The 25,095-nt window shown below is 33.5% G+C and carries 31 protein-coding genes; all 31 read left to right on the top strand.

Features of this window, described 5'->3' with window-relative positions:
* The first annotated feature begins 28 nt into the window (after nucleotides 1–28).
* The 31 genes from DMB71_RS18180 to DMB71_RS18030 all read left to right on the top strand — a co-directional run bounded on the left by DMB71_RS18180 (nucleotide 29) and on the right by DMB71_RS18030 (nucleotide 25,025).
* Complete coding sequence (locus DMB71_RS18180; RefSeq protein WP_111368459.1) at nucleotides 29–1,549, top strand: HAL/PAL/TAL family ammonia-lyase; 1,521 nt, start codon at nucleotides 29–31, stop codon at nucleotides 1,547–1,549.
* Nucleotides 1,550–1,589: 40 nt separating this feature from the next.
* Entirely contained in the window at nucleotides 1,590–2,816 is a 1,227-nt protein-coding gene (locus DMB71_RS18175; RefSeq protein WP_111368457.1) for a WG repeat-containing protein, read from the top strand.
* A 97-nt stretch (nucleotides 2,817–2,913) separates the two neighbouring features.
* Nucleotides 2,914–3,645: a 3-oxoacyl-ACP reductase FabG gene (fabG, locus tag DMB71_RS18170; protein WP_111368456.1), complete on the top strand. Its 732-nt coding sequence runs from the start codon at nucleotides 2,914–2,916 to the stop codon at nucleotides 3,643–3,645.
* A gap of 209 nt (nucleotides 3,646–3,854) precedes the next feature.
* Entirely contained in the window at nucleotides 3,855–5,090 is a 1,236-nt protein-coding gene (locus DMB71_RS18165; RefSeq protein WP_111368454.1) for a beta-ketoacyl-[acyl-carrier-protein] synthase family protein, read from the top strand.
* The gene (locus DMB71_RS18160; RefSeq protein ID WP_008465907.1) at nucleotides 5,083–5,337 is read left to right on the top strand and encodes an acyl carrier protein; all 255 of its coding nucleotides are present in this window, start codon (nucleotides 5,083–5,085) and stop codon (nucleotides 5,335–5,337) included. Before DMB71_RS18165 ends, DMB71_RS18160 begins: the two co-directional genes overlap by 8 nt.
* The gene (locus DMB71_RS18155) at nucleotides 5,338–6,237 is read left to right on the top strand and encodes an LpxL/LpxP family acyltransferase (protein ID WP_111368453.1); all 900 of its coding nucleotides are present in this window, start codon (nucleotides 5,338–5,340) and stop codon (nucleotides 6,235–6,237) included. It begins immediately after the preceding gene.
* Nucleotides 6,238–6,374: 137 nt separating this feature from the next.
* Nucleotides 6,375–7,277, top strand: coding sequence for an NADPH-dependent FMN reductase family protein (locus tag DMB71_RS18150; protein ID WP_111368451.1), 903 nt, complete (start codon nucleotides 6,375–6,377; stop codon nucleotides 7,275–7,277).
* A 17-nt stretch (nucleotides 7,278–7,294) separates the two neighbouring features.
* The gene (locus tag DMB71_RS18145) at nucleotides 7,295–8,428 is read left to right on the top strand and encodes a beta-ketoacyl-ACP synthase III (protein WP_111368449.1); all 1,134 of its coding nucleotides are present in this window, start codon (nucleotides 7,295–7,297) and stop codon (nucleotides 8,426–8,428) included.
* Nucleotides 8,428–8,859 carry a hypothetical protein gene (locus tag DMB71_RS18140; protein ID WP_111368448.1) on the top strand — a complete coding sequence of 144 codons (432 nt, stop codon included), beginning with the start codon at nucleotides 8,428–8,430 and terminating at the stop codon, nucleotides 8,857–8,859. Before DMB71_RS18145 ends, DMB71_RS18140 begins: the two co-directional genes overlap by 1 nt.
* A 7-nt stretch (nucleotides 8,860–8,866) precedes the next feature.
* Nucleotides 8,867–9,328 carry an ABC transporter permease gene (locus DMB71_RS18135; RefSeq protein WP_111368446.1) on the top strand — a complete coding sequence of 154 codons (462 nt, stop codon included), beginning with the start codon at nucleotides 8,867–8,869 and terminating at the stop codon, nucleotides 9,326–9,328.
* Nucleotides 9,328–9,645 carry a hypothetical protein gene (locus DMB71_RS18130; protein WP_111368445.1) on the top strand — a complete coding sequence of 106 codons (318 nt, stop codon included), beginning with the start codon at nucleotides 9,328–9,330 and terminating at the stop codon, nucleotides 9,643–9,645. Before DMB71_RS18135 ends, DMB71_RS18130 begins: the two co-directional genes overlap by 1 nt.
* Before the next feature lie 8 nt (nucleotides 9,646–9,653).
* Nucleotides 9,654–10,058, top strand: coding sequence for a hypothetical protein (locus DMB71_RS18125; protein ID WP_111368937.1), 405 nt, complete (start codon nucleotides 9,654–9,656; stop codon nucleotides 10,056–10,058).
* Complete coding sequence (locus DMB71_RS18120) at nucleotides 10,059–11,057, top strand: BtrH N-terminal domain-containing protein (protein ID WP_111368443.1); 999 nt, start codon at nucleotides 10,059–10,061, stop codon at nucleotides 11,055–11,057. It abuts the gene before it with no gap.
* Between the two features lie 64 nt (nucleotides 11,058–11,121).
* Nucleotides 11,122–11,820 (top strand): ABC transporter ATP-binding protein, encoded by a 699-nt coding sequence (locus DMB71_RS18115; protein ID WP_162614849.1) that lies wholly within the window; start codon nucleotides 11,122–11,124, stop codon nucleotides 11,818–11,820.
* The gene (locus DMB71_RS18110; protein WP_162614847.1) at nucleotides 11,810–13,093 is read left to right on the top strand and encodes an ABC transporter permease; all 1,284 of its coding nucleotides are present in this window, start codon (nucleotides 11,810–11,812) and stop codon (nucleotides 13,091–13,093) included. The genes DMB71_RS18115 and DMB71_RS18110 overlap by 11 nt, the downstream gene beginning before the upstream one ends.
* Nucleotides 13,068–13,517: an acyl-CoA thioesterase gene (locus DMB71_RS18105; protein WP_111368440.1), complete on the top strand. Its 450-nt coding sequence runs from the start codon at nucleotides 13,068–13,070 to the stop codon at nucleotides 13,515–13,517. The genes DMB71_RS18110 and DMB71_RS18105 overlap by 26 nt, the downstream gene beginning before the upstream one ends.
* Before the next feature lie 142 nt (nucleotides 13,518–13,659).
* Nucleotides 13,660–14,799 (top strand): beta-ketoacyl synthase N-terminal-like domain-containing protein, encoded by a 1,140-nt coding sequence (locus tag DMB71_RS18100; RefSeq protein ID WP_111368438.1) that lies wholly within the window; start codon nucleotides 13,660–13,662, stop codon nucleotides 14,797–14,799.
* Between the two features lie 22 nt (nucleotides 14,800–14,821).
* Complete coding sequence (locus DMB71_RS18095; RefSeq protein ID WP_111368437.1) at nucleotides 14,822–15,643, top strand: GNAT family N-acetyltransferase; 822 nt, start codon at nucleotides 14,822–14,824, stop codon at nucleotides 15,641–15,643.
* Nucleotides 15,644–15,676: 33 nt separating this feature from the next.
* A complete protein-coding gene (locus DMB71_RS18090; protein WP_111368435.1) occupies nucleotides 15,677–16,294 on the top strand; it encodes a 3-oxoacyl-ACP synthase in 618 nt (205 codons plus the stop codon).
* A 2-nt stretch (nucleotides 16,295–16,296) separates the two neighbouring features.
* Entirely contained in the window at nucleotides 16,297–16,554 is a 258-nt protein-coding gene (locus DMB71_RS18085) for a phosphopantetheine-binding protein (RefSeq protein ID WP_008465883.1), read from the top strand.
* A gap of 139 nt (nucleotides 16,555–16,693) precedes the next feature.
* The gene (locus DMB71_RS18080) at nucleotides 16,694–17,890 is read left to right on the top strand and encodes a beta-ketoacyl-[acyl-carrier-protein] synthase family protein (RefSeq protein ID WP_111368434.1); all 1,197 of its coding nucleotides are present in this window, start codon (nucleotides 16,694–16,696) and stop codon (nucleotides 17,888–17,890) included.
* A complete protein-coding gene (locus DMB71_RS18075) occupies nucleotides 17,890–18,954 on the top strand; it encodes a beta-ketoacyl synthase N-terminal-like domain-containing protein (RefSeq protein WP_111368432.1) in 1,065 nt (354 codons plus the stop codon). Before DMB71_RS18080 ends, DMB71_RS18075 begins: the two co-directional genes overlap by 1 nt.
* On the top strand, nucleotides 18,951–19,727 hold the full coding sequence (locus DMB71_RS18070; protein WP_111368430.1) for a polysaccharide deacetylase family protein: 777 nt from the start codon (nucleotides 18,951–18,953) through the stop codon (nucleotides 19,725–19,727). Before DMB71_RS18075 ends, DMB71_RS18070 begins: the two co-directional genes overlap by 4 nt.
* A 120-nt stretch (nucleotides 19,728–19,847) precedes the next feature.
* Complete coding sequence (locus DMB71_RS18065; protein ID WP_111368429.1) at nucleotides 19,848–20,474, top strand: outer membrane lipoprotein carrier protein LolA; 627 nt, start codon at nucleotides 19,848–19,850, stop codon at nucleotides 20,472–20,474.
* Nucleotides 20,440–21,075: a hypothetical protein gene (locus DMB71_RS18060; protein ID WP_111368427.1), complete on the top strand. Its 636-nt coding sequence runs from the start codon at nucleotides 20,440–20,442 to the stop codon at nucleotides 21,073–21,075. The genes DMB71_RS18065 and DMB71_RS18060 overlap by 35 nt, the downstream gene beginning before the upstream one ends.
* 37 nt (nucleotides 21,076–21,112) lie before the next feature.
* Complete coding sequence (locus DMB71_RS18055; protein ID WP_111368425.1) at nucleotides 21,113–21,706, top strand: porin family protein; 594 nt, start codon at nucleotides 21,113–21,115, stop codon at nucleotides 21,704–21,706.
* A 2-nt stretch (nucleotides 21,707–21,708) separates the two neighbouring features.
* Nucleotides 21,709–22,317: an outer membrane beta-barrel protein gene (locus DMB71_RS18050; protein ID WP_111368424.1), complete on the top strand. Its 609-nt coding sequence runs from the start codon at nucleotides 21,709–21,711 to the stop codon at nucleotides 22,315–22,317.
* A gap of 12 nt (nucleotides 22,318–22,329) precedes the next feature.
* On the top strand, nucleotides 22,330–22,971 hold the full coding sequence (locus tag DMB71_RS18045; RefSeq protein WP_111368422.1) for a porin family protein: 642 nt from the start codon (nucleotides 22,330–22,332) through the stop codon (nucleotides 22,969–22,971).
* A 5-nt stretch (nucleotides 22,972–22,976) separates the two neighbouring features.
* On the top strand, nucleotides 22,977–23,348 hold the full coding sequence (locus DMB71_RS18040; RefSeq protein WP_111368421.1) for a hotdog family protein: 372 nt from the start codon (nucleotides 22,977–22,979) through the stop codon (nucleotides 23,346–23,348).
* A gap of 2 nt (nucleotides 23,349–23,350) precedes the next feature.
* The gene (locus tag DMB71_RS18035; protein WP_111368419.1) at nucleotides 23,351–23,836 is read left to right on the top strand and encodes a hypothetical protein; all 486 of its coding nucleotides are present in this window, start codon (nucleotides 23,351–23,353) and stop codon (nucleotides 23,834–23,836) included.
* A 16-nt stretch (nucleotides 23,837–23,852) separates the two neighbouring features.
* Nucleotides 23,853–25,025: a DUF2062 domain-containing protein gene (locus DMB71_RS18030; protein WP_111368417.1), complete on the top strand. Its 1,173-nt coding sequence runs from the start codon at nucleotides 23,853–23,855 to the stop codon at nucleotides 25,023–25,025.
* Nucleotides 25,026–25,095 lie beyond the last annotated feature (70 nt).

Raw genomic sequence — 25,095 nt, 5'->3', positions numbered from 1 at the left:
TTAAATTAGCACAACCAAAATCGATTTGATGAATACAATAAATGAATATCTAAGTTTAGCAGAATTTGAAGCCATAATCTTTGGAAAAAACAAAGTTGCCATAAGCGATGTGGTCTTAAATCGAGTAAACGAAAGTTTTAATTTCTTAAAAGAATTCTCAGGAAACAAAGTAATCTACGGAGTAAATACAGGATTTGGTCCAATGGCTCAATATAGAATTAAGGAGTCAGATCAAATTCAATTGCAATACAATTTAATCAGAAGCCACTCTTCTGGAACTGGAAAACCTTTAAACGCTGAGTGCGCAAAGGCAGCAATTTTAGCTCGATTAAATACACTTTCTTTAGGAAATTCAGGAGTTCATTCTTCTGTTGTTCATTTAATGGCAGAATTAATCAATAGAGATATTACGCCTTTAATTTTTGAACACGGTGGTGTTGGTGCCAGCGGAGACTTGGTACAGCTATCACATTTAGCTTTGGTTTTAATTGGCGAAGGCGAAGTATTTTATAAAGGTGAAAGACGCGCAACTGCAGAGGTTTTCGAAATCGAAGGGTTAAAACCAATTCAAGTAGAAATTAGAGAAGGTCTAGCGTTAATCAACGGAACTTCTGTAATGACAGGAATTGGAGTGGTAAATGTTCATTATGCAAAAAAATTATTAGACTGGTCATTAAAAGCTTCTTGTGCAATTAACGAATTGGTTCAAGCTTATGATGATCATTTCTCAGAAGAATTAAACCAAACAAAACGTCATAAAGGACAGCAGGAAGTTGCTGAAAGAATGAGACAAAATCTTTCTGACAGTACTTTGATCCGTAAAAGAGAAGACCATTTATATTCTGGTGAAAATACCGAAGAAATCTTCAAAGAAAAAGTTCAGGAATATTATTCATTACGTTGTGTTCCTCAAATTCTTGGGCCAGTTTTAGAAACTATTAATAATGTTTCTTCTATTCTAGAAGACGAATTTAACTCGGCAAACGACAACCCAATTATAGACGTAAAAAACAAACACGTTTACCACGGCGGAAATTTCCACGGAGATTATATTTCGCTAGAAATGGATAAACTGAAAATCGTTATTACGAAATTAACAATGTTGGCAGAACGTCAATTGAATTATTTATTGAACTCTAAAATCAACGAAATTCTTCCTCCATTCGTAAACCTAGGAACTTTAGGTTTTAATTTCGGAATGCAGGGCGTTCAGTTCGTCGCAACTTCAACAACTGCCGAAAACCAAATGTTATCAAACCCAATGTATGTGCATAGTATTCCAAACAACAATGACAATCAAGACATTGTAAGTATGGGAACCAATGCTGCGGTTATTACATCAAAAGTTATCGAAAACTCATTCGAAGTTTTAGCTATAGAATTAATTACAATTGTTCAGGCAATTGATTATTTAGGACAGAAAGATCAAATTTCATCTACAACTAAAAAATGGTATGACGATATCAGAAATATAATTCCAGAATTTAAGGAAGATCAAGTAATGTATCCTTTTGTTCAAAAAGTAAAAGATTATTTGATCAACAGTTAAAAATCTTTATTTCACAGTATTAATATTGAATCTTAAAATCATGAAAAAGTCACTTGTTTTTTTATTGCTAAGTTGCATTCAATTTGTTAATAGTCAAGAATTAGCATTAGTTAAGAAAAATTCCAAAATTGGATATCTGTCTAAAGATGGATCTTTTAAAATTGAACCTCAATATAAATCTGCCAGAAGTTTTTCTGAAGGTTTAGCCGCTGTAGAAAATGGCGGAAAATGGGGATTTATCGATGCAAAAGGAGCTTGGGTAATTCCAGCAGATTTTAAAGATGCTAAAGATTTTAACAGCGGAATTGCAGTTGTACAAAAAGACAAAGATTGGGTTTACATTAATACTAAAGGAGAAATTCAAAAAGCACCAGCTTCCGAAAAATTATTTGATTTTAATGATGGCGTTGCTTTTATCAGACAAAACAATAAAGTGGGTCTGATCAATAACAAAATGGCGGTTGTTTTAGAACCAAAATACGATCAGATCAAACCTTTTGAAAATGGTTATGCCAGAGTGGAACTAAACAAAAACTGGGGAATTATTGATACTAACGGAAAAGAATTGGTTGAACCTATTTATGCCGAAGTTGGAAATTATTTTAAAGGTACAACTTGGGCAAGAAAAGACAAAACTTTCGGATTGGTAAGTGGCGGAAAATTTATTCCAGTTGATGGAGCTGAAAAAATCTGGGATTTTGAAACTCAAGATTTGACTTATGCTAAAAAGAATGGAAAAATCGGTTACATCGATTTAAAAGGAAATTGGATTATTCTTCCTATTTATGATAAAGGAAAAGCATTCTCAAAAAACCTAGCTCCAGTTTTGGTTGGAAAAAAATGGGGATTCATCAATCCAGAAGGAAAATTTGTAATTGAGCCTACTTACAATGATGCAGAAGTTTTCAGTGCAAACGGTCTGGCTCCAGTAAAAGAAAGCAATTGGGGATTTATCAACGAATCTGGAAAATTGGTAATCCCAACTCAATATGGTATCACAACAAATGCTATTATTGCAATGTTTACACAACAAGATAAAGGATTTATTGGTGGTGTTGCCAGAGTAAAAAACGAAGGAAAATGGGGATTTCTTAAACCTGACGGTACAGTTTTAGCCAATCAGTGGTTTGAAAATGCCGAACTGTTTTCTAAAAGTGCAGAAAAACCTCAGCCAGCTGCAGCTCCTGTTTCTGCTGAAAAACCAAAACAAGAAACTAAGACAGCGACAAAACCAACTGCAAAACCAGCAACGAAAAAAAAGAAATAGTATTTATCTCCAAATAAATTAGAACTTTGCATAAATGAAATCGCGTTTTTATAAGGCGGTTTCATTTATTATGAATAAAAAACAAAACCTACATTAAATGAAATGTGTATTAGTAACAGGCGGTTCGAGAGGAATTGGAAGTGCGATTTGTAAAAAACTTGCCGTAGAATCCGATTATCATATTCTGATTAATTATCATTCGAATAAAACAGCTGCCGAAGAAACATTACAAGAAGTACAAAAATTAGGCGCAACAGGCGAAATCTTAGGATTTGATGTTTCTAATTTTGAAAACGTACAAAATGTTCTAACTGCTTGGCAGGAAGCTAATCCTGAAAAATTAGTTGAAGCAATTGTAAACAATGCCGGAATCACAAAAGATGGTCTTTTTATGTGGATGACTCCAGAAGACTGGAATGGTGTTATGAATACAAGTGTAAACGGTTTCTTTAATGTTACACAGTTTTTTATTCAAAAAATGTTACGCAACAAATACGGCAGAATCGTAAATATGGTTTCGGTTTCTGGAGTAAAAGGAACTGCAGGACAAGCCAATTATTCGGCTGCAAAAGGTGCCATTGTTGCGGCTACAAAAGCTTTGGCTCAAGAAGTTGCAAAACGAAATATTACTGTAAATGCTGTCGCTCCAGGTTTCATTAGAACCGATATGACGAGCCAACTGGACGAAAAAGAATTATTAAAATTAATTCCTGTTAACCGTTTTGGCGAAGCAGAAGAAGTGGCAGATTTGGTAAGCTTTTTGATTTCTAAAAAAGCAAGCTATATTACAGGAGAAATTATCAACATAAATGGCGGAATATATTCTTAAAGAATACTATGTTTGCGAAGTTTATTTTTAAGTTTTTTACTTAACAAAAAAAATGCTCGCAAAGTCGCAGAGTCGCAAAGGTTCTTTTTTAAAGTCCTTTTTAAATAAAACTTTGCGACTCTGCGACTTTGCGAGATTAAAAAATAAAAACTTTGTGCCTTTGTTTTAAAAATTACACTTTAAGGATAAAAAATTACTTTTGAAAGACGATGAATAGACGAGTTGTAATTACTGGAATGGGAATTTATTCTTGTATCGGAACTTCTTTGGACGAAGTAAAAGATTCGTTATACGAAGGAAAATCTGGTATTCAGTTTGATTCTGAAAGAAAAGAATTTGGTTTTCAATCAGCCTTGACGGGAATGGTTCCGAAAGCCGATCTTAAAAACTTATTGACTAGAAGACAACGTATGAGCATAGGTGAAGAAACCGAATATGCTTATATGGCCACTATAGAAGCTTTAAAAAATGCTAACATTGATGATGCATTTTTTGATGATCATGAAGTAGGTATCATGTACGGAAACGATAGTGTTTCTAAAGCAATCATTGACGCAACAGATATTGTACGCGAGAAAAAAGACACTGCTCTTATTGGTTCTGGCGCTATTTTCAAATCGATGAACTCTACGGTTACGATGAATCTTTCTACGATTTTTAAACTTCGTGGAATCAATCTTACCGTTAGTGCAGCATGTGCCAGCGGTTCTCACTCAATTGGTTTGGCTTATTTTTTAATTAAAAGCGGTTTTCAAGACATTGTAATTACTGGCGGAGCACAAGAAATTAATAAATATGCCATGAGCAGTTTTGACGGATTAGGCGTTTTTTCTAACAGAGAAGGCGATCCGACAAAAGCTTCAAGACCTTTCGATACAGGTCGCGACGGATTAATTCCGAGTGGCGGGGGAGCAACTTTAATTCTAGAAAGTTACGAATCTGCCATTGCACGTGGAGCCAATATTATTGCAGAAATTGGCGGTTACGGATTTTCTTCAAACGGCGGACATATCTCAACTCCAAACGTTGAAGGACCAGCCACAGCAATGAAACGTGCGCTTGATGATGCAAAATTAGAAGCTTCAGATATTGAATATATAAATGCTCATGCAACCTCTACTCCTGTTGGAGACGCAAACGAAGCAAAAGCTATTTTTGAGGTTTTTGGAGAAAAAAATCCTCCAGTGAGTTCTACAAAATCTATGACAGGCCACGAATGCTGGATGGCAGGAGCTAGCGAAATCATTTATTCTATCCTAATGATGCAGCACGATTTTATCGCGCCAAACATCAATTTGGAAAACCCAGATGAAGATGCGTCAAAATTAAATTTAGTTAAAACTACGTTAAACAAAAAATTTGACATATTTTTGTCCAATTCTTTCGGTTTCGGAGGAACCAACTCTGCGTTGGTGGTTAAAAAGTTTAAATTGAACAATGAATAAAGAAGAGATTATAGCAAAAATTAATGGTTTTTTAGTTGATGAATTTGAAGTTGATAATGACGACATTGAACCAAATGCTAATTTAAAAGATACACTTGGGTTAGACAGTCTGGATTATGTTGACTTAGTCGTTTCAATAGAGGCAAACTTTGGTGTAAAACTAGTTGAAGCAGATTTTGTTGGAATTTCTGATTTTCAAAGTTTTTATGACTTAATCGAAACTAAAATCAAAGCCAAATCAGCTTAAATGAGTCAATGGGATGGTAAATCCAAAGGAACTGTATTAGGTTATAAAATATTCGTTTTTTTAATTCAAAAAGCGGGTGTGAAAGCTGCTTATGTCTTACTTTATTTTGTTGCTTCTTATTATTTTTTATTTCTAAGAAAAAGCAACAGAGCCATTTTCTATTATTTTAAAGAAAGACTTCAATACTCCTATTTCAAATCCAAAAAAATGGTTTTCAAAAGCTATTATACTTTTGGACAGACCATTATTGACAAAGTTTCCATTTCGGCAGGAATGCGAAATAAATTCACCTATGAATTTGACGGAATAGAAATACTAAAAAAATTACTCGCTGAGAAAAAAGGTGGCGTGTTAATTAGCGCTCATGTTGGTAATTTTGAAATTGCAGAACATTTTCTGGGAGACATTGACCTTAATTTCCAAATCAATCTTGTTACAACAGATTTAGAGCATTCTGCCATTAAAAATTATCTGGAAAGCGTTTCTCAAAAACCAACCGTAAAATTTATTATCATCAAAGAAGATCTCTCTCATATTTTTGAGATCAATGCCGCTTTGGCCAAAAACGAATTAATCTGCTTTACAGGCGATCGTTATTTTGAAGGAACTAAATCTCTTTCTGAAAACTTGCTTGGCAAAGAAGCCAATTTTCCTGCAGGGCCATTTTTAATTGCTTCGCGATTAAAAGTTCCAGTAGTTTTTGTTTACGTAATGAAAGAACCAAATCTTCATTATCATTTGTACGCAAGAGAAGCCGAAGTAAAACACCGCGACGAAAAAGCGCTTTTGAAGGAATATTTAAAAAGCGTAGAAAGCATCTTGACCCGTTATCCATTACAATGGTTCAATTATTTTGATTTTTGGAACCAGTTAGCAAACAAAAATTCATTGTCAAAATAGCATCAAACAAACACTTTTCAGTTTAGTTTTTTTCAATAAATCAAAAAATTGGGAATTCTATGTCATTGGTTGAAATAAGAAAATTCGTTTAAATAAATTTACTTACTTTTGCGAACCACCAAAGCCAAAAGACCTAAATGAAAAATGTTCTCGTAATTTATTATACACAATCTGGACAATTGGAATCTATTGCAAGAAATATTGCAAAACCATTTCTAAATTCAGACGAAATAAATCTCACATTTCACGAAATACAATTAGAAAAACCGTTCCCATTTCCTTGGAACAAAGAATCATTTTTTGATGCATTTCCAGAATCATTTTTACAGATTCCAACAGCATTAAAACCTGTTCCAGAAGAAATCCTAAATACAAAGTTTGATCTAGTTTTATTTCATTATCAGGTTTGGTATTTATCGCCTTCAATTCCGATCAATTCCTTTTTGAAAAGTAACGATGCCAAGAAAATTTTGAACAATACGCCTGTTATTACTATCAGCGGTTCAAGAAATATGTGGATTATGGCTCAGGAAAAAATCAAAGTTTTACTGAGAAAAGCCAATGCCAATTTGGTTGGAAATGTAGCTTTGGTAGACCGCGTTGGAAATTTAATCAGCGTGATTACAATTGTAGAATGGATGTTTTCTGGAGTTAAGAAAAAATATTTAGGTATTTTTCCGCTTCCGGGAGTTTCAGAAAAAGACATACAAGAATCGAGTCAGTTTGGAGAAATCATGCTTGATTCTTTACAAAAAGACAATTTAACGCAATTACAGCCAAAATTGGTCGAGGCAGGCGCTGTAAAAATAAGTTCCTATTTAGTTACTGTTGACAAAACGGCCAATAAAATTTTTAATAAATGGTCAAACATCATTTATAAAAATCAAAAAAAACGAAAACAGCTGCTTAAAGTATTTAATGTTTATTTATTCCTTGCGATATGGTTAATTTCACCAATAGTGTATATATTGCACCTTATTACCTATCCGCTTAAGTTAAAAACTATAAAAAAGGAAACTCAATATTATCAGGGAGTTTAGAAGACGAAATTTAGATTATGTTTGAAGTATATATTACAAAAGCTGCAAAATATTTGCCAAACGAAGCCGTTTCAAATGACGAAATGGAAGCCTACTTGGGCCTTATCAATGATACTGCTTCTAAAGCAAGACGTATTATTTTGCGCAACAATAAAATTACAAGCCGATATTACGCTGTTGACAAAGACGGAAAAAGCACACACAGCAATGCCGAATTAACAAGAAATGCCATTTTACCATTATTCGACGAAAATTTTACGCCTCAAGATGTAGAAGTACTTTCATGCGGGACCTCAACTCCTGACATATTTCTGCCTTCGCATGCTGCGATGGTTCACGGTCTTCTAAAAAACAAATCGGTAGAATTAAACTCTTCAACAGGAGTTTGCTGTGCCGGAATGAACTCTCTTAAATTTGGTTTTCTTTCTATAAAATCTGGAAATTCAAAAAATGCAATCTGCACAGGTTCTGAAAAAGTTTCGACTTGGCTGAATGCTCAAAAATACAATCACGAGGCCGACAATTTAAAAAGCCTTGAAGAACAGCCAATTATTGCTTTCAAAAAAGATTTCCTTCGTTGGATGTTATCTGACGGTGCTGGAGCTTTTTTATTAGAAAATAAACCAAGAGGACCTATTTCGCTAAAAATCGAATGGATGGAAGCTTTTTCGTATGCGTACGAATTGGAAACTTGCATGTACGCTGGAGGTGATAAATTGGAAAATGGAGAAATTAAAGGCTGGAGCGATTATTCTCCAGAACAATGGCTAAACGAATCTGTTTTTTCTATAAAACAAGACGTTAAATTATTAGATGAATTTATCCTGTCAAAAGGTGCAGAAAGCATGAAAGAGGCAATGGATAAAAACAATATTAAATCGGAAGATATCAATTACTTTATTCCTCACGTTTCTTCTAACTTTTTTGTGGAAGGATTGAAAAAAGGATTAAACGAAAAAGGTATCGGAATGAGCGATGACAAATGGTTCATGAATCTTTCTCGAGTTGGAAATGTTGGCTCTGCTTCTATTTACCTAGCTCTTGAAGAATTATTGAATTCAGGAAATTTGAAAAAAGGAGATAAAATTTTATTATCTGTTCCAGAAAGCGGAAGATTCTCTTTCGCGTATGCATATTTAACGGTTTGCTAATGGAAACAATGGCACTTTTAGAAAAAGAAATGGTAGAAAATTTACTGCCACAAAAGTTCCCTTTTGTGATGGTAGATGCTATGCATTCTTATTCTGAAACTTCTTTGGTTGCTGGTTTACAAATTCAGCGTGATAATATTTTTGTTTCAAATGATATTTTTCTTGAAGCTGGATTAATCGAACACATGGCACAATCTGTGGCATTGCATACAGGATATCAATATTTTTTAAGAAACGAAATTGCTCCAACGGGTTATATCGGATCTATTAAAGAAATTGAGATTAAAAAACTTCCAAAACTAAGCGACAATATTCAGTCTCAAGTAACGATTCTGCAGGAATTTGCAGGAATTACTTTGGTGGATATTGTGACGACTTTGAATAATGAAGAAATTGCCAGAGGACAAATGAAAACTGTTTTGGCAAAATAAAACAATAATGAAAGCTACTGCTGTTGACATACAAAATTATTTACCGCACCGAGCACCGATGCTTATGGTGGATTTGATTTTGAATATCGATTCAAGTTCAGTAGAAACTGTTTTTCTTGTTGAAGCAAACAATATTTTTGTTCAAAACGATACTTTTATTGAAGCGGGTTTGATCGAAAATACAGCACAAACTTGTTCTGCAATTGTTGGAAAAAAATACTTTTTTGACGATAACGGACTAGAAAATGAAAACGTAAACGTAATCGGATTTATCAGTGCTTTAAAAAATGTAAAAATTCATGCACTGCCAAAAGTCGGCGAAACAATTATAACCAAAGCCAATTTAGTTTCGAAATTTACTGGCGATGATTATACTTTATGTACAATGAGCTGTAAAAGTGCAGTCGAAGACCAGATACTCTTAGAATGCGAAATTAACTTGTTTATTCAAAAGACGGTTTCGGCATAATGGATTTAAAAAAAATCATTTTACATTTTGCTATACGCATTGGGATTTTGGTTCTTTTACTTGCTGTGGTTTTCTTATTTTGGTCTTTGACTTTTGATCCACATAAATATTGTGAGGGAAATGAACATAGACATGTTGATGGAGGATTAGGATTATTCATCATTGGATTTTTAATTACCCAAGCGTTTTATTTCGGATTACTTATAGAAATGATTTATTTATTTGTAAAGAAAAAAAAGACCCTAGCTTTTGCAAATCTTGGATTTTTAGTGGTTAGTTTATGTGTTGTGTTAGCTGGAATACTGCTAACAAATTAAAAAACAATATGGAAAAAGATAAAGTACCTCAGGATCAAAGCAACTTAACGAAAAACAACGTTAAAGAACTTTTGTACGCAACAGATGAAAACGGTAATTATACCACAACTTTAAGTACAGGCTGGGAACCTAAAACAATAGCACTTTCAAATTCTATTGATGAAATAAACGAACGAATTGCCGATGCGAAACAACAGGTTTTAAACGGCGAAGTAAGTCCGATTGTGTATTTTATGGAAGCCAATAAAATGGATCTTAACATATTATCCAGTTACGTGGGATTTTGGAAATGGCGCGTAAAAAGACATTTTAAACCTAGTGTTTTTGCCAAACTAAACGATAAAATCCTGAAAAAATATGCAGATACTTTTGGAGTATCAATCGAAGAATTAAAAAACAGCATTACCAAATAAATGGAATTAACTTTCACACATCATCAGTCTGCTCATTGCGAGAATGGAGTAGCGTCAAATCTGCTAAAAAACAGCGGACTAAACATTAGCGAACCGATGGTTTTTGGTATTGGCTCTGGATTGTTTTTTGTATATCTGCCTTTTATAAAAGTGAATCATGCACCGGCAATCAGTTACAGAACTTTGCCTGGACAGATTTTCAATAAAGTAGCTAATCGATTAAATTTAAAAATAAAAAGACAAAAATTTTCTTCTGTTTCAAATGCCAATAAAGCATTAGACGAAAATTTAAAAAATAATATCCCAACCGGATTACAGGTTGGCGTTTACAATTTAAGTTATTTTCCTGACGAATATCGTTTTCATTTCAATGCACACAATTTAGTCGTTTACGGAAAAACCGAAACCGAGTATTTAGTGAGCGATCCTGTTATGGAAACCGTTACGACTTTAACTTACGAAGACATGAATAAAGTACGTTTTGCCAAAGGAGCTTTTGCGCCTCGCGGACAAATGTACTATCCAATTCAGATTCCAAAAGATGTCGATTTAAAAAGTGCCATCATTAAAGGAATCAAAAATACGTGTAGAGATATGCTAGCGCCAATGCCAATTGTTGGAGTTCGCGGCATCAAAATGGTTTCTCGCCAGATTCGTAAATGGCCTAAGAAACACGGAGTCAGAAAAGCCAATCACTACTTGGCGCAAATGGTTCGTATGCAGGAAGAAATTGGAACTGGAGGCGGTGGTTTCCGTTTTATTTATGCGGCATTTTTACAAGAAGCTTCAGTTATTTTAGCTAACGAAGAACTGAAAGAACTTTCTAAAGAAATGACTCAAATTGGAGATTCATGGCGTGATTTTGCTGTTGAAGCTTCACGTATTTACAAAAACAGAAGTGCCAAAGAAGATGCCTACAACACTATTGCCGATGAACTTTTGGAAATTGCCAATAGAGAAGAAGTCTTTTTCAAAAAATTAAAAAAAGCGATCAGCTAAAAATACTATTTTGCAGTCTATCATTCAAATAGAATCCCTTTCGAAAAAGTACAAAAATGCAGAAATGTATTCTTTGAACAACGTTTCGCTAAATATAAACGAAGGTCAGATTTTTGGCTTGCTCGGTCCAAACGGCGCTGGAAAAACTACTTTAATTTCCATGCTTTGCGGATTGGTGAAACCAACTTCTGGGCATTTTACCATTGATGGTTTAGATTATCAGCATCATGCTTCAAAAATTAAAAAAATCATAGGCGTTGTTCCTCAAGAATATGCTTTGTACCCGACTTTGACAGCCAGAGAAAATCTGCTTTATTTTGGAAGCATGTACGGCTTAAAAGGTTCTGGTTTAAAAGATAAAGTAATCGAAACTTTGGATCTTTTAGGTTTACTGAAATTTGCCGATAAACAAGTTCAGACTTTCTCAGGCGGAATGAAACGTCGTGTCAATCTGATCGCAGGGATTCTTCATAATCCGAAAGTTTTGTTTTTGGATGAACCAACAGTTGGTGTCGACGTGCATTCTAAAACTGCCATTATCGATTATTTGAAAGTTTTAAACCAAAACGGAACGACTATTATTTATACCTCACATCATTTGGCTGAAGCCGAAGATTTCTGTTCTCAAATTGCGATTTTAGACCAAGGACAGATTTACGCACAAGCAACTCCGTCGGCATTAATTGAATCTACAAAAGATGCTCGAAATCTCGAAGATGTTTTTATTTCATTAACCGGTAAAGCGTTGAGAGATGATATATAAAATTTGGATGTCGGTAGTAAAAGAATTCCTTTTGCTAAAAAGAGATTTAGGCGGACTGATTATTTTATTTGTCATGCCTTTGGTTTTGGTCATTGCCGTAACCCTAATTCAAGACAGCACTTTTAAAGCCGTAACCGATTCTAAACTTCAGATTCTTTTGGTCGATAAAGACCACGGATCTGTTTCTAAAACGGTTTTTGAAAATCTAGAAAAAAGCAAATATTTTACCGTTGTAACACAAATTGATAATAAACCGATTACCGAAGAAATTGCCAAAGAAAATGTGTACAAAGGAAAATTTCAATTGGCAATTGTAATTCCAGAAAATCTAAGTTCTGATTTGCAGGAAAAAGTAAATCAGAATGTAGAGAAAATCGTGAGCAATTTAGGTTTGACTGATAGTACAACGGCTGCCGAACCTCAGCGAGTTATTAAAGAAAAAGAAGTAAAACTATATTTTGATCCAGCCGTTCAGATGAGTTTCAAAAATGCCGTTATGAGTTCGATTGATAAAATGATTTCGCAGATTGAAACCAAATCGATTTACAGCACTTTTCAAAAACAGTTAGGAGAAGAAACAATCGATTTTGAACAAAAGAACTTTATTACGTTCAAAGAAATAATTCCGAGAATCAACAACAAAGAAGTTCGTCCAAATTCGGTTCAGCATAATGTTCCCGCTTGGACACTTTTTGCGATCTTTTTTATTGTCATTCCGTTATCTATCAATATTGTAAAAGAAAAATCACAAGGAACTTTTGTTCGATTAAGAACCAATCCTGTTTCTAATTTAGTGGTGATTATTGGAAAAACCATCACCTACTCGATCATTTGCATGATTCAGTTTTATATGATGGTTGCCGTTGCGGTATTCTTATTCCCGTCCATTGGATTGCCTTCTTTAAATATTGAAGGTCATTTTGTATTGACAAGTGTTGTGGCATTATTTTCAGGATCTGCAGCAATCGGGTTCGGAATTTTATTAGGAACTATAGCCAGCACTCAAGAACAGTCTGCTCCATTTGGCGCGACAAGTGTGATTATTTTAGCCGCAATTGGCGGTGTTTGGGTTCCTGTTTTTGCTATGCCGAAAATCATGCAATATATCGCAAAATCATCTCCAATGAACTGGGGATTAGAGGCTTTTTACGATGTATTGCTTAGAAACGTTTCTTTCGTCGAAATCATACCAAGAATAAGTTTATTATTTTTATTTTTCATTATTACCACTTCCATCGCATTATTTTATGATAAAAAGAAAAGAGCAGTTTAAAGAAGCTACAGATCTAACTGTTACACATGAAATTAGGATTCGTTTTAACGAAACAGATCCGCTTGGAATTGTTTGGCACGGCAATTATATAACGTATTTCGAAGATGGACGTGAAGCGTTTGGGCGTCAGCATGGACTTACGTATCTGGACATTGCCAAAACAGGTTATACCACGCCAATTGTAAAATCGACTTGCGAACATAAATTGTCTTTGCGTTACGGAGACGTTGTAACAATTGAAACAACGGTTGTTGATACGCCAGCTGCCAAAATGATTTACCGTTTTAAAATTATTGACGATAAAGGAGAAGTGGCTTGCACAGGTGAAACAACTCAGGTTTTTTTAGATGCAGCAGGAAATTTAATGCTGACCAATCCTCCTTTTTATGACGAATGGAAAAAGAAAGTTGGATTGTTATTATAGAACACGAATTTCACGAATTAGCACGAATTAATTTTCGTTTTCCTGCAAGGTTTTCAAAACCTTGTAGGTATAAATATTAAAGCTTACAAAATTAAACCTACAAGGTTTTGAAAACCTTGCAGGAGAAACTGAGAATCATAAAATGTTAAGAGAAATATACATAACCGAAACGAATTGTATCACGCCTTTAGGTTTTGATGTTCAATCGAACATTGAAGCGATTCTTCGTGGCGATTCTGGCATTCAGCTTCATAATGACGTTTCTTTGATGCCAAATCCGTTTTATGCATCTATTATCAGCGATGAAAAAATAAACAGTGCTTTTGCAAAAATCAGCACTGAAACCAAATATTCGCGTTTAGAGAAAATGATGATTTTGGCTTTAGAGCCAGTCATCAAAAATTCTGGAGTAGCGTTAAATTCAAAAACTGCTTTTATACTTTCTACTACAAAAGGAAATGTGACGGCTTTAGCAAATGATTCTGAGGAAAGTTTCAACAACGCGCATTTAGATGTTTTGGCTAAAAACGTTGCCGATTTCTTCGGATTTCAAACTCAGCCAATTGTAGTTTCAAATGCCTGCGTTTCTGGAATTTTAGCCGTTTCCGTTGCCAAAAGAATGATCCAATCTGAACTTTACGATAATGTCTTTGTTGTGGCGGGCGACGAAGTTTCAGAATTTGTTTTGTCTGGTTTTAATGCTTTCCAAGCAATGAGCGAACAACCTTGCAAACCATATTCTAAAAACAGAACCGGAGTAAGTTTGGGTGAAGCGACTGCAGCTGTTCTAGTTTCGGCAGAAGCCAAAAATGCTAAAATAAAAGTAATTGGCGACAGTTCGATAAACGATGCCAATCATATTTCTGGTCCGTCAAGAACGGGAGAAGGTTTGTTCAGAAGTATTCAGAATGCTTTGAAAGAAGCTCAAATTGAAGCCAAAAATTTAGATTATATTTCAGCCCACGGAACTGCAACTCCTTATAATGACGAAATGGAAGCGATTGCTCTAAATCGTTTAGGTTTACAAAACGTTCCTGTAAATAGTTTAAAAGGTTTTTACGGTCATACACTTGGCGCTTCGGGATTATTGGAAACGGTTATAGCGATAGAATCTGCCAATCAAAATAAACTTTTTGAATCGAAAGGTTTTGATGAAATTGGGGTTAGTGAAGCTATCAATGTGATTGAGAAAAATGGAGAAAAGAAGATTGATTATTTCTTGAAAACAGCTTCTGGCTTTGGTGGTTGTAATACAGCTGTGGTTTTTGAGAAAGTGAGATAGTTATAATTTAATAATTTCTAAAATGAATGTACTGATTGATCAAATAAAAGATCTTATAAAGAACAATAAATTTGAACATTTTTACCTTTTTGAAAATGTATTAAGAACTTATTCAGAAAATTTTGAAATTAATGCAAAATGGATAAAAGGAAATGAACATTCATGGATTATTGGTTTTTGCAGTAATAACAATTACAATATTTATGGACTGAATTATAGTCAAGAAATATTAGACGAAGCAATAAAAGATTTAGATTTTAAATTGCTGCCTAATAAATTATGTTTTTCTGGAAACAAGGAAATTATTACTTCAATTTTTAATGCTAATCCTAATGTTCAATATACGGTTTACAAAGACCGATACTTTTATGAAACTGATTTAAAAAATTTCAAACCTTTTGAACTTGAAAATATTTTAATTCGGTATGCAGAAAATAAGGATTTGGAAATACTTACGGAATTTAATTGTAATTTTTTTGAAGAAGAATATAAAGGAGATAACAATCAAGATTTTAATGAAATGAAATTTCAAATGCAGTTTTTAATTGCGAGCAAAAAATTTATTGTTGGAGAAAAAGATGGGAGGATTATTGGTTTTTGTTCAAGAATGGACACAAGCTTCAAAAATGAAATGATTGGAACTGTTTATATTGATACGCCATTTAGAAATCAAAAAGCTGGGAAATTTTTATTGAGTAAGATGACATCTGAAATTTTACAAAAAAACCAAAAATGCTGGCTAATGACAGATGTAGAAAATATATATTCAAATAAATTAGTGGAAGAACTTGGATACAGAAAAATATTTGAATACACATCTGGAGAAATAACAAACCACAAATAATCTTGATTGGAAAAATTAAATCCATATCTGAAAATGATTTCAAACAAAACCTACATACAATCCTACATCAAAATCGAAAACAACGAAATTGTTTTGAACGGAACTTCTGTATTCAAAATTGAACCAACAGATTTTGCAGATTTTGCCAAACAAGCGTATCGCAATTTTGAAATGCAGTATCCAAAGTTTTTCAAAATGGATGCTTTAAGCAAACTGGCTTTTTTAGGTTCAGAACTGCTTTTGAGTCCGATTACCTCAACGGAACAGGAAAATAATATCGCTTTGATTTTGGCTAATAAATCTTCGAGTCTAGATACTGATGTAAAATACCAGGAATCCATTTCAGACAAAGAAAACTATTTCCCAAGTCCGGCGGTCTTTGTTTATACGCTGCCAAATATTTGTTTGGGCGAAATAAGTATACGCCATCAGCTGAAAAGTGAAAATTCTTTTTTTATATTTGATGCTTTCAATTCTGAATTTTTGTTGAACTATTCTAGAATTTTGTTAAACACAAATAAAGCAGATTCGGTTCTTTGCGGTTGGGTAGAATTTTACAATGACAATTATAAAGCGTTTCTTTGCATCATCAGTAAAAAAGAAAACGAGAAATATACAAACGAAACTATCAATACATTATACAATAAATAATCATGGAAGCATTAAAAGAAGAATTAAAAAATAAAATCATAACAACTTTAAACCTTGAAGATATCGCAGTAGAAGATATTGCTGATAACGATCCTTTGTTTGGAGATGGTTTAGGTTTAGACTCGATTGATGCACTTGAATTGATCGTGATTTTAGATAAAGATTACGGAATTAAATTGGTTGACCCAAAAGAAGGAAAGGCGATTTTCCAATCAATCGAAACTATGGCAGCGTACATTAGCGCTAACAGAACGAAGTAAGACTTCTTAGACTCACTTAGATTTTTAGACTTCTTAGACAATGTTTTCCAAAAATCTAAGAAGTCTAATATCTAAAATTCTAAGCCAGTCTAAAAAAATCTAAGAAGTCTAAAATTCTAACAATCTAAGAAGTCTAAAAATGAAAGGTGTTGCAATAACGGGAATGGGAATTATCTCTGCGATTGGTAATTCGGTTGAGGAAAATTATATTTCGCTAACCGAAAACAAAATCGGCATTTCTCGTATTCAAAATATTTCGACTGTTCACGCAGATGTTATCAAAGTTGGTGAAATCAAAAAAACTAACGAAGATCTTATCGATGAACTCAAATTAAATGAGGATAACAATTTCTCCAGAACCGCTATGATTGGCACTTTGGCAGCAAAACAAGCTGTTGAAAATGCTGGCATTACCAATATAAATGAATTTAGAACGGGACTTATTTCGGCTACAAGCGTGGGCGGAATGGACATGACGGAAAGACATTATTACGATTATTTCGAAAAACCAGAATTAACCAAGTACATTACTTGCCACGATGGCGGTGATGTTGCCGAAAAAATTGCTGAAGAATTAGGTTTAAAAGGAATGGTAACAACCATCAGTACGGCTTGTTCATCTGCAGCCAATTCGATTATGTTGGGTGCAAGATTAATCAAAACGGGGAAATTAGATCGTGTAATCGTGGGCGGAGCCGATGCTTTGGCAAAGTTCACCATCAACGGATTCAAAACTCTGATGATTTTATCTGACGATTACAACAAACCTTTTGATAATACTAGAAAAGGATTAAATCTTGGAGAAGCTGCTGCTTTTTTGGTTTTAGAATCGGATGAAATTGTAGAAAGACAAAACAAAAAAGTATTGGCAAGAGTTTCGGGTTACGGAAATGCCAACGACGCTTTTCACCAAACTGCTTCTTCAGAAAATGGAGACGGCGCTTATTTGGCTATGAAAAAAGCATTTGATGTTTCGGGTTTAAAACCTTCTGAAATTGATTACATCAACGTTCACGGAACTGCAACTCCGAACAACGATTTGTCTGAGGGAAGGGCTTTACTGAGAATTTACAAAGATGAAAAAGTTCCAGATTTCAGTTCTACAAAACCTTTTACAGGACATACATTAGCGGCTGCAGCTGCAATTGAAGCTGTTTATAGCGTTTTGGCTATTCAGAATAATGTGGTTTATCCAAATTTGAATTTTGAAGTTCCGATGGAAGAATTTGATTTGAAACCGCAGACAACTTTAAAAAATAAAACTATCGAACACGTTTTATCCAACTCTTTCGGATTTGGAGGAAATTGTTCAACCCTTATATTTTCAAAAAGCTAATGACAAAAAGAACCTATATAAATGGAGTAGGCTGTATTTCGACTCAAAAAACATTTGATACTGTTTTTTTGGAAGAAGCTATTGTAAATCATGACGAAAATGTACTGGCAATTGTTCCACCAGTATACAAAGAATATATTTCTCCTGCTGCCAGCCGACGCATGGCAAAAGGCGTAAAAAACGGAATCGTAGCTTCGGCTTTGGCTATGAAAGATGCCAATGTTGAAAGTGTCGATGCAATTATTACAGGAACTGGTTTAGGCTGTATCGAAGATTCTGAAAAATTCCTAAAAAGCATTTTAGATAATAACGAAGAATTTTTGACTCCGACTTCTTTTATTCAATCTACACACAATACCGTTGGAGCGCAAATTGCACTTTTACAGCAATGCAAAGGTTATAATTTTACGTATGTAAATGGTGCGGTTTCTTTTGAATCGGCTTTGATTGATGCTAAAATGCAGATTGAAGAAGACGAAGCCAATTCAATTTTAGTGGGTGGCGTTGATGAAAATGGAGATTATACTACTTCCCTTTTTAAATTAAATGGCCGTATTAAAGCCGATAATACTGCTCCGTATGATGTTTTAAATTCTACAACGAGCGGTGCCGTTTATGGTGAAGGCGCTAGTTTTTTTGTTTTAGAAAGCGAAAGAAAAGAAAACACTTATGCAGAACTTCTGGATGTTTTTATTGTAAATACTTTGGAAGAAAATGAAGTTGAAGCAGCAATTATATCGTTCTTAAAATCAAATAACTTAGAAATTTCAGATGTTGATGCTTTAGTTCTAGGTTTTGACGGAAATGCCAATTTTGAAAATTATTATAAAAATCTTGCTGAAAATACATTCGCTCAAACTCCTGTTTTATATTACAAACATTTGAGCGGCGAATATGATACGGCTTCGGCTTTTGCTTTTTGGATGGCGTCTAAAATTTTAAAAACGCAGGAAATTCCAGAAATCGTAAAAGTAAATGCTGTTGAAAAACCGAACTATAAAACGATTTTATTATACAATCAATTAAACGGGAAAAACCATAGTTTTACGCTACTGTCAAAATGATAACGCATAAAAACATATCGCTGTTTTTTATCTTTTTATTGCTTTTATTGTTTCTTCTGAATCTGTATATCGCAATCCATTTTCTATGGTTTGCTGTTATAATTCTACTTTGGATTGGAATAAATGCTTTTGGTTCTTCTAGAATTTCTTCCAATTATCATGTAAAAGCATTTTGCAGTAATCCGTTAGAAAAAGAAAAAAAAATTGCGTTGACTTTTGATGACGGTCCAAGCATTTATACTTTGGAGGTTTTAGAACTTCTGAAAAAATACAATGCCAAAGCGACTTTTTTCTGTATTGGAAAAAATATCGAAACGCATCCTGAAATTCTCCAAAAAGTGATTGACGAAGGTCATTTAGTTGGAAATCATTCTTATTCACATTCTAAGTTTTTTGATTTTTATAATGCTTCAACAATAATGGAAGAACTTCAGAAAACAGATGCGCTTCTAGAAAAATTCACTTCCAAGAAAATCAACTTTTTTCGTCCGCCTTATGGAGTTACAACTCCTTCGATAAGAAGAGCTTTAAAAGTAACTGGACATAAAACAATTGGCTGGAATATTCGTTCTCTTGATGGAGGAACTCAAAATCAGGAATTAATTTTCAATCGGTTAATTAAGCATATTTCTCCCGGCGGAATTGTACTTTTGCATGATACGGGCGAGCATTCAGTTTTGGTACTGGAACAGTTTTTGCAATTTTTACAGCAAAATAATTATCAAGTCGTTTCGATCGAAGAACTTTTGAATCTAAAAGCTTATCAAAATTGAACGCGGATAAAACAGATTCGCTTGCGCGAAAACTCGGATGAAAACGGATTTTTATAAAAGAAATAATCTGTGTAAATCTTTTTAATCTGTGGCAAAAAAAAATTAAAGCAAAATTCGAATATGAAAACTAAAATAGCACTGCTAATTCTATTTATATCTGTCAATTTGTTCGCGCAGGAACAAAAAATGACCGATGCCGAAATTAATTCTTTCAAACAAGATGTAAATGTTGTTGCTAAAAAAATCAAAACTTTAAGTACCGATTTTGTTCAATACAAACATTTAGATTTTTTATCGAAAGACATTGAAACTTCAGGAAAAATGGTTTTCAAAGAACCTGCTTTGCTTCAATGGCAATATAAAAAACCATATAACTACAGCATCACTTTCAAAAACGGAAAAATCCTGATTAACGATGAAGGAAAGAAAAGCGCCGTTGATATTGGAAATAGTAAAATCTTTGCCCGAATTAATAAATTGATTGTCGGAAGTGTAAGCGGAAATATGTTTGATGATAAAGAGTTTACGATTTCGTATTTTAAATTGAAAGGTCAGAATCTCGCAAAATTTGTTCCGAAAGATGCGACGCTGAAAAAATACATCAAACAAATTGAACTGACTTTTGACAAAGAAGAAGCAACTGTTGTTCAGGTAAAATTATTAGAATCATCTGAAGATTATACTCGAATTGTACTTAAAAATAAAGTGATCAATGCAAAAATCGACGATTCAGTTTTTACTAATTAATTTCGTTTTAGTTCTTGTACTCGTTTCTTGCGGTTCGGTTACAAAAAACTATACGCCCAAAAAATCAGACAAAACGTCTTATACGGTTCCTTATTTCTCAGACTCAAAAACCGATTATGTTTATAAAACCAATATCAGTGTTTATGGAAATGAGTTGTCTGGAATTTTCATTGCCAAGAAAATAAACGACACTACGCACCGAATTGTTTTTACAACCGAATTCGGAAACAAATTAATGGATTTTGAAATCTCAGATACCGATTTTAAAGTCAATTCTATTGTTTCAGAATTAGATCGAAAAATATTGATTAATACTTTAAAAGAAGATTTTCGATTGCTTTTAAAGAAAGAATATTTGATTCAAGCACAATTTGAAAATGAATCGGCAGACATATATAAATCGGCAGATGGCAAGCGTGACAATTATATTTTCATCTCCAAAAAAGATCAGAAATTAGAAAAGATCGTTCATGCTTCTAAAACAAAAGAAAAATTTACACTGCTTTTCAATTCAGAAAACAATATTTTTGCCGAAAAGATTCAGATAATTCATCAGAATATTAAACTGAAAATTGAACTGAATTATTTTAAATCAGAATAAAAAATTAAACTAATCCTAAACTTAAACCAAACCCAAAATGAGAAAATTTGTTTTAATTGCATTTGTATTATTAATCGGAATCCAAGCAGAAGCACAAGTAAGAGTTAGTCCAGGACTAAGAGGTGGTTTGAATGTATCAACATTAACCAATATTGATGACAATAGTTCTAAAACTGATTTCTATATTGGTGGATTGGTAAATATAAAATTCAATAAATTTTTCTCGGTTCAGCCAGAGATAAATTATTCTAGACAAGGTGATGAAGGAAGATACTTTGAAAATGGTCGTTATTATTCTGAAAAGTATGAGCTAAATTATATAACGCTTGGAGCAGTTGCTAAATTTAACTTTGGTGGTGGTGGTTTTCATCTATTGGGAGGACCATCATTAGATTTAAAAGTTAGTGATAATTACATTAATTCTAACCCAGAGGATTTTGACCTTGCCTTTGTTGGTGGTTTAGGTTACACCTTGCCAAATGGACTGACTTTTGAAGCGAGAATTAAACAGGGATTAGTTGATATTTATGGCTATAATGGATATCATAATAATAATGATTATTACTATGATGATGTAATTTTGAACCAAGTTTTCCAGATAGGTATTAGTTATACGTTTAAAACAAAATAAAAATGAATAAAAGAATATTCTTCTTTATTGTTGTTTTTTTCTCGGTTTTAAATATACAAGCCCAAGTAACCGTAAAGCCTGGATTAAGAGCCGGATTTAGTTTTTCTACTATTTCTGAAATGCATGCCGATTATAAAACTGATTTTTATGCTGGTGGTTTTACAGAAATTAAGATAACCAAAGTTTACGCCCTTCAGCCAGAGATTAATTACAGCAGACAAGGTTCTAATAATGTAGCGCGAAATTATTTTGATGAAAATACACAAACCAATAAAGTAGAACATTTAGATCTTGACATAAACTATTTATCTCTTTCTATGATAAATAAGTTTACGTTGCCGCAAGGAATTCAATTTCAAGCAGGGCCTACATTAGATATTTTATTGAATGATAATCTTGCTGTTAGAAAAGCGCAAAATGATCTTGGTCTGGTTTTAGGAGTTGCCTATGCCCTGCCTTCTGGTTTGACATTTGAAGCGCGATTCAAAAAAGGTCTGCTTGATGTTTTAAGCAGTGATTATTATCAAAATGACTCCAATAATTATTATTTATTTGGAGATTATAATACAAATATTAATTTTCAGTTGGGAATCAGCTACTCTTTTAAATAACGAAAATAAAACATGACTAAACAAAATTTAGCTATAATCGCATTAACTTTTTTTGCATTTTTAACGACACAAGCTCAAGTAACATTTAAACCTGGTATTCATGCTGGAATTAACATTTCTAAACTAACAAATACCGATCTTGGCAACAAAACAGATTTTTACATAGGTGGTTTTGGAGCTTTAAAACTTGGAAGAGTTTATACGCTTCAACCTGAATTAACATATTCAAGACAAGGAGGAAAAGGTACAGCAGATATGGGGACAACCACTACTTATAATCAAGAAACAAACACCTATACAACAACTTCTGTTAGCGGAACAGTTGATGCTTCATTACAATATATTTCGGCAATTACTATAAATAAATTTAATTTTACTGAAAATTTATATGCACTAGTAGGACCTTTTGCTGATATTTTAATTGCTGATAACATAAAAGTAGAGCCTAAAGAAAAAGAATACAATTTTAATAAAGGTGAAGATATCGACTTCGGAATTATTGCAGGTCTAGGATATAGCTTGAAAAATGGAATTGCATTTGAAGCGAGAGTAAAAAAAGGATTTATAAATGCTTTTACTAATTATTATGATGAAAGTAGTGACAGCAACAACTTAGTGTTTCAATTAGGTGCTGCCTATACATTTGGAAAATAAAAAATATGATTTTACAAGATTTTTATAAAATACTATCAGAAGAAAAAGTATCTGATTCAAAATATATTGTTACAATTTTAGTCAACGAAAAACATGAGGTTTTTAAAGGACATTTCCCTGGAAATCCTATTATGCCTGGTGTTTGCATGATTCAGATTATCAAGGAACTGACAGAATCAATTACCAAAAGTTCATTGATGATTCAGTCTTTGGCAAATGTTAAATTCATGGCACTAATTAATCCGGAAGTTACTCCAGAATTGCGATTGGAACTTGACATTACAACTACTGAAGACGGTTTGGTAAAAGTGAAAAACACGACTTACTTTAACGACACTACTGCTCTTAAATTGAGTAACGTGTACAAAAAAATATAATTATGAAACTATTATTGACATTACTTTTATGGGTAAGTTTTGTTGGAACGCCAGATTTGGCTTCTATCCGCAAAATGTATTCTGATGTAGCAAAATCAGAAAACAATGCCAAAGAGTTTGTAGCCAAACTTTCAGGTGTTTCAAATAATGATGATAAAATTTTAGTAGCTTATAAAGCGGCTTCGATTTTAGTAGATTCTAAATTTGAAAAGAAAATAAGCAAAAAAATGGACCGTTTTAAAGAAGGTGCAACACTATTGGAGGCAACAATAAAAAGCGATCCAAGCAATATTGAAATGCGAATGATCAGACTGAGTGTTCAAGAAGATGTTCCTGGTATTACAGGCTACAAGAAAAACATTAAAGAAGATAAAAAATTCATCACAACATATTATGCTTCGCAAGGTGCTGTTTTGAAAGATTATCTTAAAGATTTTGTTTTACAATCTAAAAGTTTCTCTGAAAAAGAGAAGCAATTTGTGAAGTAAGCTCAAAAAATACCGCATGAAATCACAGCAGGAATTACTTAGTTCGACTAACTTTTGCGTTATTGTGCCTACGTACAATAATCAAAAAACGCTGAAAAAAGTACTGGATTCTATTTTAGATTTCACCACAAATATTATTATTGTCAATGACGGTTCGACTGATTCTACGAGCGAAATTCTAAAATCATATTCGCAACTGACTCAAATTCATCATCCTAAAAATCTAGGAAAAGGTCGTGCACTGAGAAACGGATTTAGAAAAGCGCTTGAACTGGATTTCGAATACGCCATTACAATCGATTCTGACGGACAGCATTTTGCAGCAGATATTCCTGTTTTCTTAGAAGCAATTCAAGATGAACCAAATGCTCTTTTGATTGGGAGCCGAAATATGACACAGGAAAATGTTCCGAAGAAAAGCAGTTTCGGAAATAAGTTTTCTAATTTTTGGTTCAAGTTTGAAACCGGAATCAAACTAGACGATACACAATCTGGTTTTAGATTGTATCCTCTTCGATTGCTTCCAAAACGTTTTTACACCAATAAATTTGAGTTTGAAATCGAAGTGATTGTACGTGCAGCATGGAAAGGAATTGTTGTAAAAAATATTCCGATCCAAGTTTTGTATGATCCTGCAGAACGAGTTTCACATTTTCGTCCGTTTCGAGATTTTACCCGAATCAGTATTTTAAATACAGTTTTGGTAACTAATGCTTTGCTGTATATAAAACCTCGGGACTTCTTTCGCCGAGCAAAAAAAAAAGGATTTAAAAAGTTCTTTCTAGAAGATATTTTAGAAAGCAACGATTCTAATTTTAAAAAATCGGCTGCAATTGCTCTTGGTATTTTTATCGGACTTTCTCCTTTTTGGGGATTTCAAACTGTATTGCTTTTTACGTTTGCTGCCTTGTTCAGACTCAACAAAGTCATTGCCTACCTTACTTCAAACGTAAGTTTTCCGCCTTTTATTCCGTTTATTATTTATGCTTCGCTTCAAGTTGGGAGTGTTTTTGTAACCAGCGATACGCCACTGGTTTTAGACAGTTCAATTACCCTCGACGATATTCAAAAAAATGCTACGCAATATATCGTAGGAAGTCTTATTTTAGCAACCGTTTCAGCACTATCAGTTGGCTTTATAAGTTATTTGCTTTTAACGGCTTTTAGTTCTAAAAACAAACCGAATTAAAATGTTTATTCGCCACGAATTCACGAATTTAATATTAAACTAATTCGTGAATTCGTGGCGAAAAAAAAAT

Origin of the sequence: Flavobacterium tistrianum (assembly GCF_003254545.1) — a bacterium.
Taxonomy (GTDB): domain Bacteria; phylum Bacteroidota; class Bacteroidia; order Flavobacteriales; family Flavobacteriaceae; genus Flavobacterium; species Flavobacterium tistrianum.
Note: the sequence above shows the minus strand (reverse complement) of the source record. Positions and strands in the feature narration are given on the sequence as shown.

Coding starts and splice junctions, on each gene's coding strand:
- DMB71_RS18180 (WP_111368459.1), top strand. CDS start 29: ATGAATACAATAAATGAATATCTAAGTTTAGCAGAATTTGAAGCCATA.
- DMB71_RS18175 (WP_111368457.1), top strand. CDS start 1,590: ATGAAAAAGTCACTTGTTTTTTTATTGCTAAGTTGCATTCAATTTGTT.
- fabG (WP_111368456.1), top strand. CDS start 2,914: ATGAAATGTGTATTAGTAACAGGCGGTTCGAGAGGAATTGGAAGTGCG.
- DMB71_RS18165 (WP_111368454.1), top strand. CDS start 3,855: ATGAATAGACGAGTTGTAATTACTGGAATGGGAATTTATTCTTGTATC.
- DMB71_RS18160 (WP_008465907.1), top strand. CDS start 5,083: ATGAATAAAGAAGAGATTATAGCAAAAATTAATGGTTTTTTAGTTGAT.
- DMB71_RS18155 (WP_111368453.1), top strand. CDS start 5,338: ATGAGTCAATGGGATGGTAAATCCAAAGGAACTGTATTAGGTTATAAA.
- DMB71_RS18150 (WP_111368451.1), top strand. CDS start 6,375: ATGAAAAATGTTCTCGTAATTTATTATACACAATCTGGACAATTGGAA.
- DMB71_RS18145 (WP_111368449.1), top strand. CDS start 7,295: ATGTTTGAAGTATATATTACAAAAGCTGCAAAATATTTGCCAAACGAA.
- DMB71_RS18140 (WP_111368448.1), top strand. CDS start 8,428: ATGGAAACAATGGCACTTTTAGAAAAAGAAATGGTAGAAAATTTACTG.
- DMB71_RS18135 (WP_111368446.1), top strand. CDS start 8,867: ATGAAAGCTACTGCTGTTGACATACAAAATTATTTACCGCACCGAGCA.
- DMB71_RS18130 (WP_111368445.1), top strand. CDS start 9,328: ATGGATTTAAAAAAAATCATTTTACATTTTGCTATACGCATTGGGATT.
- DMB71_RS18125 (WP_111368937.1), top strand. CDS start 9,654: ATGGAAAAAGATAAAGTACCTCAGGATCAAAGCAACTTAACGAAAAAC.
- DMB71_RS18120 (WP_111368443.1), top strand. CDS start 10,059: ATGGAATTAACTTTCACACATCATCAGTCTGCTCATTGCGAGAATGGA.
- DMB71_RS18115 (WP_162614849.1), top strand. CDS start 11,122: ATGTATTCTTTGAACAACGTTTCGCTAAATATAAACGAAGGTCAGATT.
- DMB71_RS18110 (WP_162614847.1), top strand. CDS start 11,810: ATGATATATAAAATTTGGATGTCGGTAGTAAAAGAATTCCTTTTGCTA.
- DMB71_RS18105 (WP_111368440.1), top strand. CDS start 13,068: ATGATAAAAAGAAAAGAGCAGTTTAAAGAAGCTACAGATCTAACTGTT.
- DMB71_RS18100 (WP_111368438.1), top strand. CDS start 13,660: ATGTTAAGAGAAATATACATAACCGAAACGAATTGTATCACGCCTTTA.
- DMB71_RS18095 (WP_111368437.1), top strand. CDS start 14,822: ATGAATGTACTGATTGATCAAATAAAAGATCTTATAAAGAACAATAAA.
- DMB71_RS18090 (WP_111368435.1), top strand. CDS start 15,677: ATGATTTCAAACAAAACCTACATACAATCCTACATCAAAATCGAAAAC.
- DMB71_RS18085 (WP_008465883.1), top strand. CDS start 16,297: ATGGAAGCATTAAAAGAAGAATTAAAAAATAAAATCATAACAACTTTA.
- DMB71_RS18080 (WP_111368434.1), top strand. CDS start 16,694: ATGAAAGGTGTTGCAATAACGGGAATGGGAATTATCTCTGCGATTGGT.
- DMB71_RS18075 (WP_111368432.1), top strand. CDS start 17,890: ATGACAAAAAGAACCTATATAAATGGAGTAGGCTGTATTTCGACTCAA.
- DMB71_RS18070 (WP_111368430.1), top strand. CDS start 18,951: ATGATAACGCATAAAAACATATCGCTGTTTTTTATCTTTTTATTGCTT.
- DMB71_RS18065 (WP_111368429.1), top strand. CDS start 19,848: ATGAAAACTAAAATAGCACTGCTAATTCTATTTATATCTGTCAATTTG.
- DMB71_RS18060 (WP_111368427.1), top strand. CDS start 20,440: ATGCAAAAATCGACGATTCAGTTTTTACTAATTAATTTCGTTTTAGTT.
- DMB71_RS18055 (WP_111368425.1), top strand. CDS start 21,113: ATGAGAAAATTTGTTTTAATTGCATTTGTATTATTAATCGGAATCCAA.
- DMB71_RS18050 (WP_111368424.1), top strand. CDS start 21,709: ATGAATAAAAGAATATTCTTCTTTATTGTTGTTTTTTTCTCGGTTTTA.
- DMB71_RS18045 (WP_111368422.1), top strand. CDS start 22,330: ATGACTAAACAAAATTTAGCTATAATCGCATTAACTTTTTTTGCATTT.
- DMB71_RS18040 (WP_111368421.1), top strand. CDS start 22,977: ATGATTTTACAAGATTTTTATAAAATACTATCAGAAGAAAAAGTATCT.
- DMB71_RS18035 (WP_111368419.1), top strand. CDS start 23,351: ATGAAACTATTATTGACATTACTTTTATGGGTAAGTTTTGTTGGAACG.
- DMB71_RS18030 (WP_111368417.1), top strand. CDS start 23,853: ATGAAATCACAGCAGGAATTACTTAGTTCGACTAACTTTTGCGTTATT.